A 13835-nucleotide genomic window follows, 5' to 3' on the forward strand; every position below is an offset into this window, starting at 1 on the left:
TTAACCGCGATAATGCTGACCCCGGCGCTACTCGATGGCTGGCTCGCCGGCCCAGGCCTCTGCGTAGAATTGCGCAGAGGCCGCGTCGAGCAGCTCAGCGTAGGCATCAGGATTCATCGCCTGCGCTGAGTCAGCGGACACCGATGGAGCAAAGGCTGACACGCCCAGGCCTGCCTCCTGATCCTGGAGCGTAAGGCCGGCCACCTCCACAATTGTTGGGTACAGACTCAGTTGGTCCATTTCGGAGCGCACGATGGTGCTGCTGTCCGCTCCCGGGATCCAGATCCGGTTGAAGATGGTGCGGTTGTCGTTCCCGCTTAACTGGTCCTCAAAGGGGTCGCCGGTAGTCAACTGCTTGAGGTGGTCGCCCATGATCACCACGGCGGTGTCGTCAAGGTAGCCCTTCTCCTTCATGTGGTCGACGAATCCGGCCACCTGGGTCATGGAACAGGCGAACACCGAGGTGGTCGCGTTCTCCGTGTCCACGTCGCAATAGTCATAGATGTGCAGCGGGGCGTGTGTGTCCAGCGTCAGCATTGTGAGGTTGAACGGCTGCCCGGTGTTCTCCGCCTCGGCGTGCAGCACGTCGATCTCATCCTTGGCGTAGGCCATCAGGCGTTCATCGCTCAGGCCCCAGTCGCTGCGGAAGTTGTTCTCTGGTTCGCCGGCTGCGCGCCAGTCGGAAAGATCTTTGATCTCGGAGTAACCGTGACTGCTCAGGAAGACGTCCTTCGCGGCGAATGAAGCATTGGCGCCGCCCAGGAAGACGTTCTTGTATCCCTGCTCGTCCAGAAGATCGCCCAGGCAGGTAGCCCCACCCAGATAGGTGTCGACTTCACCGCCGAGACTGTTCAGCGCGCCGCTTCCCATGGCGGAACTTGTGCCCTTCAACGGGATGCCGCACTGCGTCGAAACGAGGCCGGCCATTGTCCAGCCACCACCCTTGTACTCGCGCAAACTCTCGACGCTTTGCCAGCCGTCTGAAGCCTTGGTGACCTCTTTGAGCGAAGCGAATGCGTCCTTCTCGAAGAGTTGGTCATCCGCGATGGTGCCTTCACCGGACTCAAGATAGATCAACACCAGGTTTCGCTTGAGCGCATCGCCGGTGACCGTCGGCTCCACATAGTAGTTGCCGATGTCATACGACGAATTCGCCGCCTTGATGTAATCCCACAGGCTGACCGTGCTGGCGAAGGACGTGGTGCCCGCGACAACCAGTCCGGCCACCAGAACGCCGGAGACAGTGTTCATGATCCACTGCGATCGCGGCGGAATGACCGCCGTCTTGTTCCGCCGCCTACGATGCCGGGCGTAGCGCCACAGCGCGATCCCGGCGGTGATGAGCAGCGGAACTACACCGATACCCAGGACGGCGATCCAGATGATGGGGCCGCCACCGCCGTCGGTTTCCACGGAGACGAGGTTCAGCAGCATCTGGCCAACGGAGATTTCGCCCCAGTGGGAACGAATGATGGCAGCAGCGATGAGCAGTGCGAGGCCCGCCCAGATCAGCGCGTAGATGCACGTGCGACCAAGGAAAGCGCCAGCCCGCCGGGTTACTGAAAGAATTGAGCCGAGCACGGCAACCCCTCGCCTTTCGCAGCTCGGATGTCCGCTGAACACCCTCGATCGTGGTCCGGTTCACGGGTGCCCAGTCGTATATCCATAGTTCATAAGGATTTCATGCGCGAGCCACGAAGGAAAACTTCATCGAACATCCGCCTGTACCTCTGCCGTGTCACCATCACAGATCGTCAGCACGGGTCCGTCCCCGGGGCGGTGACCGGGACATCAGAATATACTCGGAGCATGTCTTCACAGCGCCTCGACCGAGGCCTCCACGGTCAGCCGTCCGCCCTTGAAAATCATGGGAGCACTCGGTGAGCGGCGGTCTGGTAGCCCTGCTGGATGACGTCGCAGCCCTGGCCCGCATAGCGGCCGCGTCGGTGGATGACGTTGCAGCCGGAGCCGCAAGAGCCGGCGTAAAGGCGGCCGGCGTTGTGATTGACGATGCTGCAGTCACCCCGCAGTACGTTTCCGGGGCTGATCCGTCCCGCGAACTGCCAATGATCAAGCGCATTTTTTGGGGCTCGCTACGCAACAAGCTGTTGATCATTTTGCCGGCGTTGCTCCTCGTCAGTGCCTTCGTCCCGGGCATCATCCCCTACATCCTGATGCTGGGCGGCACCTACCTCTGCTTTGAGGGCGCCGAGAAGGTTTGGCACAAGCTCCGCGGCCAACACGATGCGAAGAAGTCGCCAGCGGTGGAGCGAGGCCCCGAGGCAGAAGCCAAGGTCATCAAAGGTGCGATCACCACCGACTTCATCCTGTCCTGCGAAATCATGGTCATCTCGATGAACGAGGTGGCCGCCGAGTCCATCTGGTCCCGTGCGCTCATCCTGGTTGTCGTGGCTATCGCGATCACCGTGCTCGTTTACGGAGCCGTTGGTCTGATCGTCAAGATGGACGACATCGGGCTGCACCTGACAACCAAAGACTCTGCAGGCTCCAAGCGGTTCGGTGAGCTGCTCGTCAAGGGAATGCCCGCGGTGCTGGCCGCGATTACCTTCATCGGCACTATCGCCATGCTCTGGGTAGGTGGCCACATCATGGTGCAGGGCGTCCATGACCTTGGATGGCACCCGCCGTACGACCTCATCCACTCCCTCGAAGAACCGTTCGTGAGTATTGCAGTGGTGGGTGGGCTGCTGGCCTGGCTCGTGAACACGCTGTTGTCGGCAATCGTCGGACTTGCCTGGGGCCTCGCCGTCATGGCCATCGTGCACCCGCTGCTGAAGGCATTGCCGTTCGGCAAGGACAAAGGCGGGCACGAGGAGGGAGACGTACGCGCAGCAATCGCGGGCTATCGGCCGAAGAAACACAACGCCGATTCCGCTCAGGCAACTTCCGCTCAGGCAACAGAGACGCCGAACACCAACCCCAGAACGTAGGTCGCTGCGGCCGCTCCGAGTCCGATGGCGAGCTGACGCAGTGCCCGCTTGAGCGGAGAGGCGCCGGAAAGCAAACCGACGACGGCGCCTGTCGCCAATAGCGCCAGCCCCACCAGGGCGCAGGCAACAATCACAGCCGTGATTCCGGTGAGCCCGAAAATGTACGGAAGAACGGGGATCACTGCCCCGGAGGCAAAGAAGCAGAAACTCGCGGCTGCCGCTCCCATCGCTGTCCCCACGCTCTCGTGGTCGTCCTGCCGTTCCTGACGCTCGGGCTGGAGCGAGAAACTCGGATCGCAGTCACAGCTGAACTGCCCCAGGCGTTCGGCTGCACGATGTTCTGCTGCCTCAGGGGACATGCCGCGTGCGCGGTAGACCAGCACGAGTTCGTTGGCGTCGATATCGAGCTCTTTGGCTGCCGTCAGGGTGACCTGCGTGGGACGTGACGCTGTCAGAAGCTCCCGCTGCGACCGCACCGACACGTATTCGCCGGCGCCCATGGACAGCGCGCCGGCGAGCAGGCCCGCGAGACCGCTGAACAGCACGAACGCGCTCGAGACTCCTGTTGCGCCGATACCCATGACAAGAGCCAGGTTGCTCACCAGGCCGTCATTCGCACCAAAGACCGCGGCACGGAAGTTGCCGGAAAGCCGATTGCGTCCACGCGTTGCGAGGCCCCGCACAACCTCCTCGTGGATCTGCTCGTCCGCAGCCATTGCGCTGGTCGCGGAAGGGTCCGCAGCGTAGGGGGAGCGGCCCTCGGCACGCTGGGCCAGGGCCAGCACAAACACGGAGCCGAAGCGCCGGGCAAGGAAGCCGAGAATCCGGTTCCGCAGCGACGGACGCAACGGTTTGCCGGCGTCGTTCCCCAGCAGGGTGAGCCAGTGCTGTTCGTGGCGTCCCTCAGCCTGGGCGAGAGCGAGGAGGATTTCCTTCTCCTCGCCGCCGCGCTTGCGGGCAAGGTAGCGGTAGGTTGCAGCCTCTGCCCGTTCGTCGGCGAGATACTGCCGCCAACGCTTGATCTCGGCGGGTGTTCGGGTTACCTCGGGGCTCACAGCCGGCTCCTGATTTTCTCCGGCCAGGGCTGTTGAGGAGCTCCGGCCATTAACGAATGCATGGCCGAAGGTCTCGTTCGCCGCTGATGCGGTGGACTGCCGGGCATCATCGCTGATCACCAGTATGTCGACAGGCCGCGGAGCGCATTGCACTCCGGAACTACTCCCCTTCGCAAACATCCATGGTACCCGCAACGGGTCCTGAAGCCGGCACTGGTTAGGATGAGGCGGTGGATACCGCAATGAACGACGACGACGGCGCTCGGCGCGGTCTCGCCCGCCGCCTCCTGCGCGGAGGTGCCGAGCCGGACCCGAGGTTTACGCTTGCGAACGAACGTACGTTCCTTGCGTGGATCCGCACCTCACTGGCGCTGATGGCCGGCGGGATCGCCGTGGAGGCGTTCACCACCGCGATCTTCGAGCCGCAGCTGCGGACCGCCCTGGCCGTCCTGCTGCTCCTGCTTGCGATGATCATCTCTTCGCTGGCGTGTTTTCGCTGGCTCAATGTTGAGCGTGCGATGCGGCACGGCACGCCTTTGCCGCTTCCTTTCCTGGCGCCGCTGCTGGCGTTGGGAGGGTCGGTAGTTGCCGCCGTCGTCGTTGTTTTCGTGCTGATGCGGAGCAGTTGAAGTGATTTCGCTGGTCCGGGACTCCGGCCTTCAGCCGGAGCGGACATCACTGGCCTGGGGTAGGACAATGACGGCGCTGGTCGGCTCCAGTCTCCTGTTCCTGCGGTGGGTGCCAACCTACGGCTGGTTCGCTGGAACGCTTGTGGCTGCGGCACTGGCGGCGGCGCTCGGCATTTATGTGAGCCAGCGCCGCAGGTATGCGCGGAGCGTCGCAGGGATTTCGCGGGGACGGGTGGACGCGGATGTTGTGGCGGTGATGTCTACCTCGCTGGCAGTGTTCGCGATGGGCGCGCTCGGAATCTACACCGTGCTGTTCCTGCCGCTGTAACAGGCTGCACGTAGGGTAGTAGCGAACCCGCCTGATTTCAGCATGCCCTCTCATACCAGGAAGAAGCGCCGTGGAGTACAGACGCGACACCAATGCAGCACGCAACCAGCCGAACCCATGGAGGGACGGCCTCGGAAGGGTGAGCCTCCGCAGTGCGCAGCTGCTCCTGCTCCTGACGTTGCTGGTGGTATCGATCTACGGTCTGATCCAGGTGCGGCTCGTGGTCATTCCGCTGCTGCTCGCGCTGATCCTCGCCGCAGCCATCAGCCCTCTGGTCAACATGCTGCGACGCCGCGGCTGGCCGAGCGCGCTGGCAACTGCCACCTCCTTCCTGCTGCTGCTGGTGGTGCTCGGCGGCGTCATCACCGGGATTGTGTTCGCGGTACGCAGTCAGCTCGACGAGCTGATCCAGCAGGCCAACGAGGGTTTCCAGCAGGTCTACGACTTCATCCAGACCGGTCCCATCCCGATTGACCAGGAGCAAATCGAAAGCGCCCGGCAATCCCTGATCGACTTCGCCACGAGCTCGACCGTGGGTAGTACTGCGCTGACCGGGCTCAGCGCAGCCGGCAGCTTTCTCACGGGAGCGCTGCTCATGCTGGTGATCCTGTTCTTCTTCCTGAAGGACGGGGACAAGATCTGGGCCTTCATGCTGCGGCCTTTCCGCGGGGAACGGTTGCACCGCGCGCAGCGCGTTGGGCACAGGAGCCTGGACGTGCTGGGCGGCTACGTTCGGGGAACGGCCATTATCGCCACCGTGGACTCGGTGTTCATCGGCATCGCCCTGCTGATTCTGGGTGTGCCGCTGGCCATCCCGCTGGCCGTGATCGTGTTCATCGGCTCATTCGTTCCACTCGTCGGCGCAACCGTTGCGGGAGTCCTCGCCGCGCTGGTTGCACTGGTGGCCAACGGGCCGTTCGTTGCGCTGATGGTGATTCTCGCCGTCGTCGTTGTGAACCAGCTGGAAGGCAACTTCCTGCAGCCGGTTGTCATGGGGCGCTCGCTGAACATCCACGCACTCGTGATCCTGCTGGCGTTGACCGCGGGGACCATCCTGGCCGGCATCGTCGGTGCGATTCTTGCCGTACCGGTGGCCGCAGTTACGTGGGCGGCGATCAAGGCATGGAACGAGGAGGATGAGCCGGAGCCGGCTGCTGTGCCTGCGAAATCCGATCCGGACGGCGCCGGGGCGGTGCCTGCGCAGGAACCGTAAACACAGAAACTGCCCGCGGGTGCAGGGCCAACGGTTCGAAACGGCAGCCCTGCACCTGCGGGCAGTTTCTGTACTGGGGAGCGGACAGCGTCTGTATGCTCGTAAACCAGCAGCCCCGGAAGGAACCACAGTGAAGGCTCTCCCAGTAGAACCGAGCAACGCGCCGGTCGCCATTGGTTCGCGGATCAGGTCAGCGCGGCAGGCCCAGCGCATGACGATCGAACAGGTGGCAGACTCCACCGGGCTGACCAAAGGCTTCCTCAGCAGGGTGGAGCGGGACCTGACGTCGCCGTCGGTCGCTTCTCTCGTGACGCTGTGCCAGGTTTTGTCCATCTCCATCGGGGACCTCTTCACCGTCCCGGAAACGCATCTCACCCGGCTGAGTGAAGCACCGAAGATCAGTCTCGGTGGTGAAGGCATCAACGAGCGGCTCATGACAGCGCGTTCGGAGCAGCGCCTTCAGATGATTCGGGCTGTTGTTGCACCCAATGGCAAAGGCGAGTCGGATTTGTACTCGGTGGACTGCGAAGTGGAGACCCTGCATATTGTGGCCGGTCGGTTCGAACTGATTTTCTCCAACGACCGGTACGCGATGGAAGCGGGTGACACCATCACCTTCCCGGGGCGGGAACCGCACACCTGGGTGAACCCCTCTGACGAGGAAGCGGTGGTGCTATGGACCCTGGTCCCAGCGGCGTCAAGAAGCTGATTTTTCCTGTCCCAATTGTTACCGGGATACCAAGCGAGCTTATGGAATACTGATCGAACGACGCCGGTCTATACAGGATCGGCGACTGTTGTGGTCACTCATCGCGGCAGGCCGGCTCGTACCGGTTGTTCGCCTCGATGCCTCGACGACGCCGCGCCGGTGCCCGGCGCGCTAGCTTGTGAAGGGACTGGAGCGATGAAAACTTCTCGGACAGCAGGGTTTGCGGTGGTTGCGGCTGTTGCGTTGACCGCCACGGCATGTGGCGGCGGAGGCGGCGGGACTGCCGATGGCGGCGAGGCCGCAGATTACGGGGCAGAACTCTCCGGCACCATGACGACGGGCGGCTTCACTCTGGGGGATGAGGTGGCAACGTCCCGTGCGGACCTTGCTACCGCCGCCCTGGAGGAGGACGGCGTGACCGTCGAGATCAACGAGAGCAACTTCGATCCCCAACGGTTTGCTGCGCAGGCCGCGAGCGGAACACTGCCGGACCTTGTGGTGATGGACCGCCAGTACGTGGCAACCTATGCGGCCAAGGGGCTGATCGAGCCGGTTGATGAATGCTTCACTACGCATGATGTCAACGCTGAGGAGCACTACTACCCTGCGGTGCTGCAGGATGTCACCTATGACGGGAAGGTGTATGGCATTCCCCAGTTCTGGCAGCCCTGGTCAATCATCACCAACACCCGCGTCATGGAGGAGGCCGGGGTCACGGCCGAGGACCTCGACACCTCGAATCCTGATGCCGTTCTCGCCGCTGCAGAGAAAATGTACGAGTCCGATGGTGAAAACCCCACCCGTCTTGGCTTCGATCCTCAAATGCCGTCACAGGCTCCGATCTGGTTCGCCGCGTTCGGTGGGCAGATCATGGACGAGACAGGTAAACCCACCCTCGACGACCCCGCGAATATCGAAGCGCTCACCTGGCTGAAGGAGATCTACGACGCCCAGGGTGGTTATGAGACCGCCTACAGCTTCGGCCAGACCTGGGACTTCTTCGGCGAGAACAACCAGTTCGTTGCTGACCAGGTTGGCGCAGGACTGTACGCCCAGTGGTACCCCAACGTCCTCGCTGATTATGCGGACAAGCTCGAGATTTCCGGTGTTCCGCTGCGGAACCAGGACGGTGAGGCCATCGCCGTTGCCGGCGGGCAGTCCTACGTGATCCCGACGGGTGCCAAGAACAAGGCGGCAGCCTGTAAGTGGGCCGTCACCAACACCTCCGATGAAGCCTGGATGGCAGCAGCCGAGGCGCGCGTTTCGGGTATGGAGGAGGGCGGGATCTTCACCGGAATCTTCACCGGTTCGCAGACCGCAGACCAGCTGATCAAGGAAGAGTACCTGGAGCCGACCGGTAACGAGGGTTTCGACCAGCTGATCGACTCCTATTACCAGGCGCTCGAGAACGGTGTTCCGCTCGGTTCATCGCCGGCTGGCCTTGAGATTCAGACCGAACTGCAGAACGCCATGGCTCCCGCGATGTCCGGTGACAAGACCATTGAGGAAGCACTGGGCGATGCGCAGGCCGCCGCAATGCTGGTATACGAACAGGCGACCGCCGGCGCACAGTAGGCGCCGCCGTCGTTGTTAAGACGTAAAGAGGGGAGCCGGCCGCAAGGCTGGCTCCCCTCTCTTTGCGCCCCGGTGGTGGGTCAGCCCTTGCGGCCCTGTCCCGCCAGGCCCTCGATGAAGTACCGCTGACCGAAAGCGAACAGGATCAGCATGGGCAGCGTTACCAGCAGGGCCGCTGTCATCACGTACTGGTAGTCGGCCTCACCGCCGGAGGTCGGGCTGAACAGCGACATCGCGTAGGAAATGCCGAGCGGCACCGTGTACTGGTCCGGGCTGCCGAAGTTCAGGTAGATCAGCGGCGCCTGCAGGTTGTTCCAGCTCGCCTGGAACTCAAAGATGAACACGATGATGAAGGACGGGATGGACAGCGGCATGGCGATCCGCCGGAACAATCCGAAGTAGCTGCACCCGTCGATGCGGGCGGCTTCGAAGATATCCCGGGGCAGGCCAAGGAAGAACTGGCGCTGCAGAAAGATGTAAAACGCTGAGCCGAAGAGATTGGCTCCCCACAGCGGCACCGTTGTGCCGAGGAAGCCGAGTTCCTTCCAGATCAGGTAGACCGGGATCATGGTCACTGCTCCGGGCAGCATCATGGTTCCAAGCACGAGGCCGAACAGCAGGTTGCGGAACGGGAAACGGAAGTAGGCAAAGCCGAAGGCCACCAGAGAGCTCGAGAAGGTCACCAGCCCGGCTGCCAGCAGGGCGATGATCAGGCTGTTGGAGATCCAGGCGAGGAGCGGCAGCTGGTCCCACACCTCAACGTAGTTGGTGAAGACCCAGGTTTCCGGGATGAGCCGGTTGTCGAAGACGTCCTGGCGTGGCTTGAACGTTGCCGCCAGCAGCCACGCGAACGGGTACAGGAACAGCACGGAAAATCCCAGGAGAAGCGCCCAGAGGACGACCCGGCCAATGATGCTGCGCGGCTTGTACCAGGGGAAGCGCTGCGTGGGGGTTGCGGCGGACTTGTCCCGCGGATCCGACTCAGCGGCAGCCTGCGGTTGCGACTTGAGAACTGACGCCATGGTTACCGGCCCCCCTCGTAGTAGACGAACTTGTTTCCGAAGCGGACCTGGAAGACCGTGATCAGGAGGATGATGACGAACAGCAGCCAGGCGATGGCCGCAGCGAAACCCATGTTGAACTGCTGGAAAGCCTGCTGGAACAGGTAGACACCGACAAAGAGTGCGGCGTCGGGTGCTGCGCTTGTCGTGTCCCTGTAGAAGAGCAGGAACGCCTGGTCGAAGACCTGGAGCGCGGCGATGGTCAGCACGATGGTGCAGAAAAACAGGGCGTTGGAGATCATCGGCAGGGTGACGGAGAAGAACTGCCGGATGGCCCCTGCGCCGTCGAGGGACGCTGCCTCGTACAGGTCCTGCGGGACATTCTTCAGCGCCGCAAGGAGGATCAGCATGGTGCCGCTGACACTCCATAAACCAATGATGATGATGGACGGCTTCATCCAGTCCGGGTCAATCAGCCACTGCGGCCCGTCGATCCCGAAAATGCCCAGGAAGCCGTTGATCGCCCCGGAGTTCCCGTTGAGGAGCAGGAGGAAGATGGACGCGGCAGCGACAGATGGCGTCATCTTCGGCAGGTAGTAGATGATGCGGAAGACGCCGGCCCCCCGTTCGGGAATGCGGTGCAGCAGATAGGCCAGGAGTAGGGCGAAGCAGATCTCGAGCGGCACTGACAGTACGGCGTAATACAGCGTGTTGCCCAGGGACGTCATCACCTTGGGATCTTTGAACAGCAGTTCGTAGTTGCTGAAGCCCACAGGCGTGGCGGTGTCGGTGGAGAGGTCGTAATTCGTGAAGGAGATGACGAGGCTGTACACCATGGCTCCGAGCGTGAACACGAGGAACCCAACCACCCAGGGAAGGATGAACAGATACCCTGCCCTCGCCTCCCTGTTGAAGGGTTCCTTGATCCAGCGGGGACGCCGAAGCCGTCGCTTCCGGGGGGAGTCAACCGCTGTGGCCATGCTGCACCTCCTTGCTGTCGGCAGAGTCGCTTCTCAACAGAGTAAGCCATAAGCAAGCTTTGTTTACGGCGCAAATCTTCCCATTCGAGAAGCGATGGGCTATACGTGCCGGAGGCGGTCCGATAGCGTGAGCCGTCCCTCTCAAGGTCAGGAGCTATCAATGGACTGGACACTGGAAGTCATTGTGGTGCCGGTGAGCGACATCGCGCGCTCGATCGGGTTTTACCGCGACAAACTTGGATTCGTGCAGGATTTCGAGACCGACTCCGGCGGCGTGCATTTCACCCAGTTCACCCCGCCCGGTTCCGGTTGTTCCATCGTGTTCGGCAACGGGCCGGGCATGAGCGCTATGCAGCCCGGCAGCCTGAAGGGCCTTCAACTGGTCGTCTCCGACGTCAAAGCAGCGCGCGAGGAGCTGATTGGTCGCGGTGCCGAGGTCGGCGACGTCACCGTCTTTGACGAGCGCGACGGCGGCACTTTCTTTGGATTTGATGACCCGGACGGCAATTCCTGGGCTGTGCAGCAGATCAAGGCACGCGCCGACAAGCCGCTGATTCCGCGTTCCTGACTGTTTCCGCTCTCCTTCATGCCGACCGGCATGAACTGACCCGCGACCTTGACTGAGACGCGTACCACAATTAGCCTTACGAGAAACAGTTGATGCCTATAGGGCAACTGCGTCCGGAGTACGAGCGGACTTCACGGGGACTAAGGAGATGTACATGGAAGAGCTGCGCGTCACGGCAGGCGGCAACCTTGGGCCGATCGATTCGGCTCGCATTCCGCGGTACGCCGGAGCGGCCACGTTCGCGCGGCTGCCGCGGATCGACCAGGTGGAGAAGACCGACATCACCGTTGTCGGTGTGCCGTTCGACTCCGGTGTCTCCTACCGGCCGGGCGCGCGGTTCGGCGCCAACCATGTCCGCGAGGCCTCGCGGCTGCTGCGCCCCTACAACCCGGCGATGGATATCTCGCCCTTCGAGCGAGTGCAGGTCGCTGACGCCGGTGACATGGCCGTGAATCCCTTCAACATCAACGAGGCCATTGAGACCATCCAGCAGAACGCGCTGGACCTCACGCACGACGGCGCCCGCCTGGTCACGCTCGGTGGTGACCACACCATCGCACTGCCGTTGCTGCGCGCGGCCTCCGAACGCGCCGGTGAGCCGGTTGCGCTGCTGCACTTCGATGCCCACCTGGACACCTGGGACACCTACTTCGGTGCCGAGTACACGCACGGAACACCCTTCCGCCGCGCTGTGGAGGAAGGGATCCTGGACACTGAGGCCATCTCCCACGTCGGCACCCGCGGGCCGCTGTACGGAGTGAAGGACCTGGAGGATGACCGGCGCTTCGGCTTCGGCATTGTGACCTCCTCCGATGTGTTCCGCCAGGGTGTTGACGAAACCGTCGCCAAGCTCCGCGACCGGATCGGCAACCGGCCCCTCTACGTGTCGATCGACATCGACGTGCTGGATCCGGCACACGCGCCGGGCACCGGCACTCCCGAGGCCGGTGGTATCACCAGCCGTGAGCTGCTCGAGATCCTGCGCGGCCTGCGCGGGATGAATCTGGTGGGCGCCGACGTCGTCGAAGTTGCTCCCGCGTACGATCACGCAGAAATCACCGGTGTGGCGGCGTCGCATGTCGCCTACGATCTGGTGAGTCTGATGGCCGACGAAATCTCCACGCGAAAGGACGGCTGATGCAGTCCGTTGAAAGTGATGCAACAGTTCCCCCGCAGCCGGTCTCGGGCCAGCGCAACGGCGGTGACCTGGTTGTCGAGACGCTGAGCGCGCTGGGCGCCTCCACCGTCTTCGGCATCCCGGGCCAGCACGCGCTGGGCCTGTTCGATGCGTTGTCCCGTTCTGATCTGCAGTTCGTCTCCTCCCGGGTGGAAAACAACTCCGCATTTGCCGCCGACGGGTTCTCCCGTGCCACCGGTGAAGTGGGAGTGCTCTTCCTCTCGACCGGACCCGGCGCATTGACCTCTTTGGCCGGGCTGCAGGAGGCATACGCCACGGGAGTGCCGATGGTCGTCATTGCAAGCCAGATCCCGCTTGAGGGCCTGGGCGCCCGCCGGAAGGGCATGCTGCACCAGCTCGATGACCAGAAGGCCTCGGCCGCCAACGTCACCAAGAGCCAGCGGCTGATCCAGCACGCGTCCGGCATCCCGTCCGCAATTCAGGATGCGTGGACCGAAGCCGTCTCTTCGCCCCAGGGGCCTGTGTGGGTGGAGGTTCCGCAGAATGTGCTGCTGGACGCCGTCGTTGTGCCCCAGGTCGAGGATGCGCTGGCAGAGCCGTTCGATAATCCGCCGCGCATCGAGCTGGTCCGTGAAGCCGTCAAGTGGCTCTCGGACGCTAAGCGCCCAGCGATTGTGGCCGGCGGCGGCGCCCGGCGCGGCAAGGCCGAGAAGGAGTTGCTCTCGCTCGCGGAGAAGCTGGATGCGCCGGTGCTGTGCTCGCCCGGCGGCAACGGCGCCTTCCCCTGGAACCACGAGTTGTCGCTGCAATCCTGGGTTGAGGACCGCTACGTCACCGAAGTGCTCGAAGACGCCGATGTGCTCCTGGTGATCGGTTCCTCGCTCGGTGAGGTGACGTCCAACTACTTCAGCCTCGAGCCGCGAGGCCGCATCATCCAGATCGACGCCGAACCACGGGTCCTCGAATCCAACCGTCCTGCCCTCGGCATCCGGGCCGACGCCGGCCAGGCACTCACCGCGCTGGATGACGCACTCGAACCGGCCGGGCGCCGCACCGGCGACTACGATCCGCGCAGGCTCGTTGCCGAGACCCTTGCCAAGGTGCAGGCGCGCCTTGATGAGCAGGACCTGGGCAAGGAGCGGACCTTCATGGCCGACATCCGGGCGGCCGCACCCGATGACATGCAGACGTTCTGGGACATGACCATCGCGGCTTACTGGGCCTGGAGCTGCTGGGATTCCCGGGATGGAGAATTTCACTCGGCGCAGGGGGCCGGAGGCCTCGGCTACGGCTTCCCCAGCGCTATTGGCGGCTCGGTGGGGCTCGCATCGAAGGGGCTGTCTGACCGCGTGCTTGCCGTGTCTGGCGACGGCTCGGCCATGTACTCGATCGCTGAGCTTGCCACGGCCCGCCAGCACAATCTGCCGGTCACCTGGCTCATTGTCGACGACGGCGGCTACGGCATCCTCCGCGAATACATGGAGGGCGCGTTCGGCAAGGCAACAGCCACCGAGCTCACCCGGCCGGACTTCGTAAAGCTGGCCGAATCCTTTGGCGTCCCCGCTGTCCGCGTGGCGCCGGAAGACGTGCGGGAGGCACTGGAGACAAGCTTCGCTGCGGAGGGTCCCAACGTCGTCGTTGTTGAGACGCTGCTGAGGCTCTTCGCTCCCACACACCTGTAAATTGGG

At 63.2% G+C, this 13835-nt stretch carries 13 protein-coding genes; 9 read left to right on the forward strand and 4 right to left on the reverse strand.

What is annotated here, in order from left to right:
* Nucleotides 1–27: 27 nt before the first annotated feature.
* Entirely contained in the window at nucleotides 28–1581 is a 1554-nt protein-coding gene (locus tag AC1MBU_RS05335; RefSeq protein WP_479789122.1) for an LTA synthase family protein, read from the reverse strand.
* 299 nt (nucleotides 1582–1880) lie between these two features.
* Here AC1MBU_RS05335 and AC1MBU_RS05340 point away from each other — a divergent pair, with 299 nt between their 5' ends.
* Entirely contained in the window at nucleotides 1881–2951 is a 1071-nt protein-coding gene (locus AC1MBU_RS05340; RefSeq protein ID WP_479789124.1) for a DUF808 domain-containing protein, read from the forward strand.
* Here the strand turns inward: AC1MBU_RS05340 and AC1MBU_RS05345 are convergent.
* Nucleotides 2912–4006 carry a VIT1/CCC1 transporter family protein gene (locus AC1MBU_RS05345; protein WP_479789126.1) on the reverse strand — a complete coding sequence of 365 codons (1095 nt, stop codon included), beginning with the start codon at nucleotides 4004–4006 and terminating at the stop codon, nucleotides 2912–2914. The two genes, AC1MBU_RS05340 and AC1MBU_RS05345, sit on opposite strands and share 40 nt — an antisense overlap.
* Nucleotides 4007–4248: 242 nt before the next feature.
* Between AC1MBU_RS05345 and AC1MBU_RS05350 the strand changes: the two genes are divergently transcribed.
* The 5 genes from AC1MBU_RS05350 (at nucleotide 4249) to AC1MBU_RS05370 (ending at nucleotide 8460) form a co-directional block, all read left to right on the forward strand.
* Complete coding sequence (locus AC1MBU_RS05350; protein WP_277357085.1) at nucleotides 4249–4635, forward strand: YidH family protein; 387 nt, start codon at nucleotides 4249–4251, stop codon at nucleotides 4633–4635.
* Nucleotide 4636: 1 nt separating this feature from the next.
* On the forward strand, nucleotides 4637–4963 hold the full coding sequence (locus AC1MBU_RS05355; RefSeq protein ID WP_479789128.1) for a DUF202 domain-containing protein: 327 nt from the start codon (nucleotides 4637–4639) through the stop codon (nucleotides 4961–4963).
* Nucleotides 4964–5033: 70 nt separating this feature from the next.
* The gene (locus AC1MBU_RS05360) at nucleotides 5034–6176 is read left to right on the forward strand and encodes an AI-2E family transporter (RefSeq protein WP_277357068.1); all 1143 of its coding nucleotides are present in this window, start codon (nucleotides 5034–5036) and stop codon (nucleotides 6174–6176) included.
* Nucleotides 6177–6306: 130 nt separating this feature from the next.
* On the forward strand, nucleotides 6307–6885 hold the full coding sequence (locus tag AC1MBU_RS05365; RefSeq protein WP_056550151.1) for a helix-turn-helix domain-containing protein: 579 nt from the start codon (nucleotides 6307–6309) through the stop codon (nucleotides 6883–6885).
* Between the two features lie 195 nt (nucleotides 6886–7080).
* Nucleotides 7081–8460 carry an extracellular solute-binding protein gene (locus AC1MBU_RS05370; RefSeq protein WP_479789131.1) on the forward strand — a complete coding sequence of 460 codons (1380 nt, stop codon included), beginning with the start codon at nucleotides 7081–7083 and terminating at the stop codon, nucleotides 8458–8460.
* A gap of 80 nt (nucleotides 8461–8540) precedes the next feature.
* Here the strand turns inward: AC1MBU_RS05370 and AC1MBU_RS05375 are convergent, their stop codons facing one another.
* Together AC1MBU_RS05375 and AC1MBU_RS05380 are read right to left on the reverse strand one after the other, a co-directional pair.
* Nucleotides 8541–9482 carry a carbohydrate ABC transporter permease gene (locus AC1MBU_RS05375; RefSeq protein ID WP_056550156.1) on the reverse strand — a complete coding sequence of 314 codons (942 nt, stop codon included), beginning with the start codon at nucleotides 9480–9482 and terminating at the stop codon, nucleotides 8541–8543.
* A gap of 2 nt (nucleotides 9483–9484) precedes the next feature.
* Nucleotides 9485–10441 (reverse strand): carbohydrate ABC transporter permease, encoded by a 957-nt coding sequence (locus AC1MBU_RS05380; RefSeq protein ID WP_277357066.1) that lies wholly within the window; start codon nucleotides 10439–10441, stop codon nucleotides 9485–9487.
* Between the two features lie 160 nt (nucleotides 10442–10601).
* Between AC1MBU_RS05380 and AC1MBU_RS05385 the strand changes: the two genes are divergently transcribed.
* The 3 genes from AC1MBU_RS05385 (at nucleotide 10602) to AC1MBU_RS05395 (ending at nucleotide 13829) form a co-directional block, all read left to right on the forward strand.
* Entirely contained in the window at nucleotides 10602–11009 is a 408-nt protein-coding gene (locus AC1MBU_RS05385) for a VOC family protein (protein ID WP_277357065.1), read from the forward strand.
* Between the two features lie 154 nt (nucleotides 11010–11163).
* Nucleotides 11164–12147, forward strand: coding sequence for an agmatinase (gene speB, locus AC1MBU_RS05390; protein WP_277357064.1), 984 nt, complete (start codon nucleotides 11164–11166; stop codon nucleotides 12145–12147).
* Nucleotides 12147–13829, forward strand: a complete 1683-nt coding sequence (locus AC1MBU_RS05395; protein WP_479789135.1) for a thiamine pyrophosphate-binding protein — start codon at nucleotides 12147–12149, stop codon at nucleotides 13827–13829. Before speB ends, AC1MBU_RS05395 begins: the two co-directional genes overlap by 1 nt.
* The last annotated feature ends 6 nt before the right edge of the window (nucleotides 13830–13835 follow it).

This window comes from Arthrobacter sp. PTI12 (assembly GCF_056679915.1).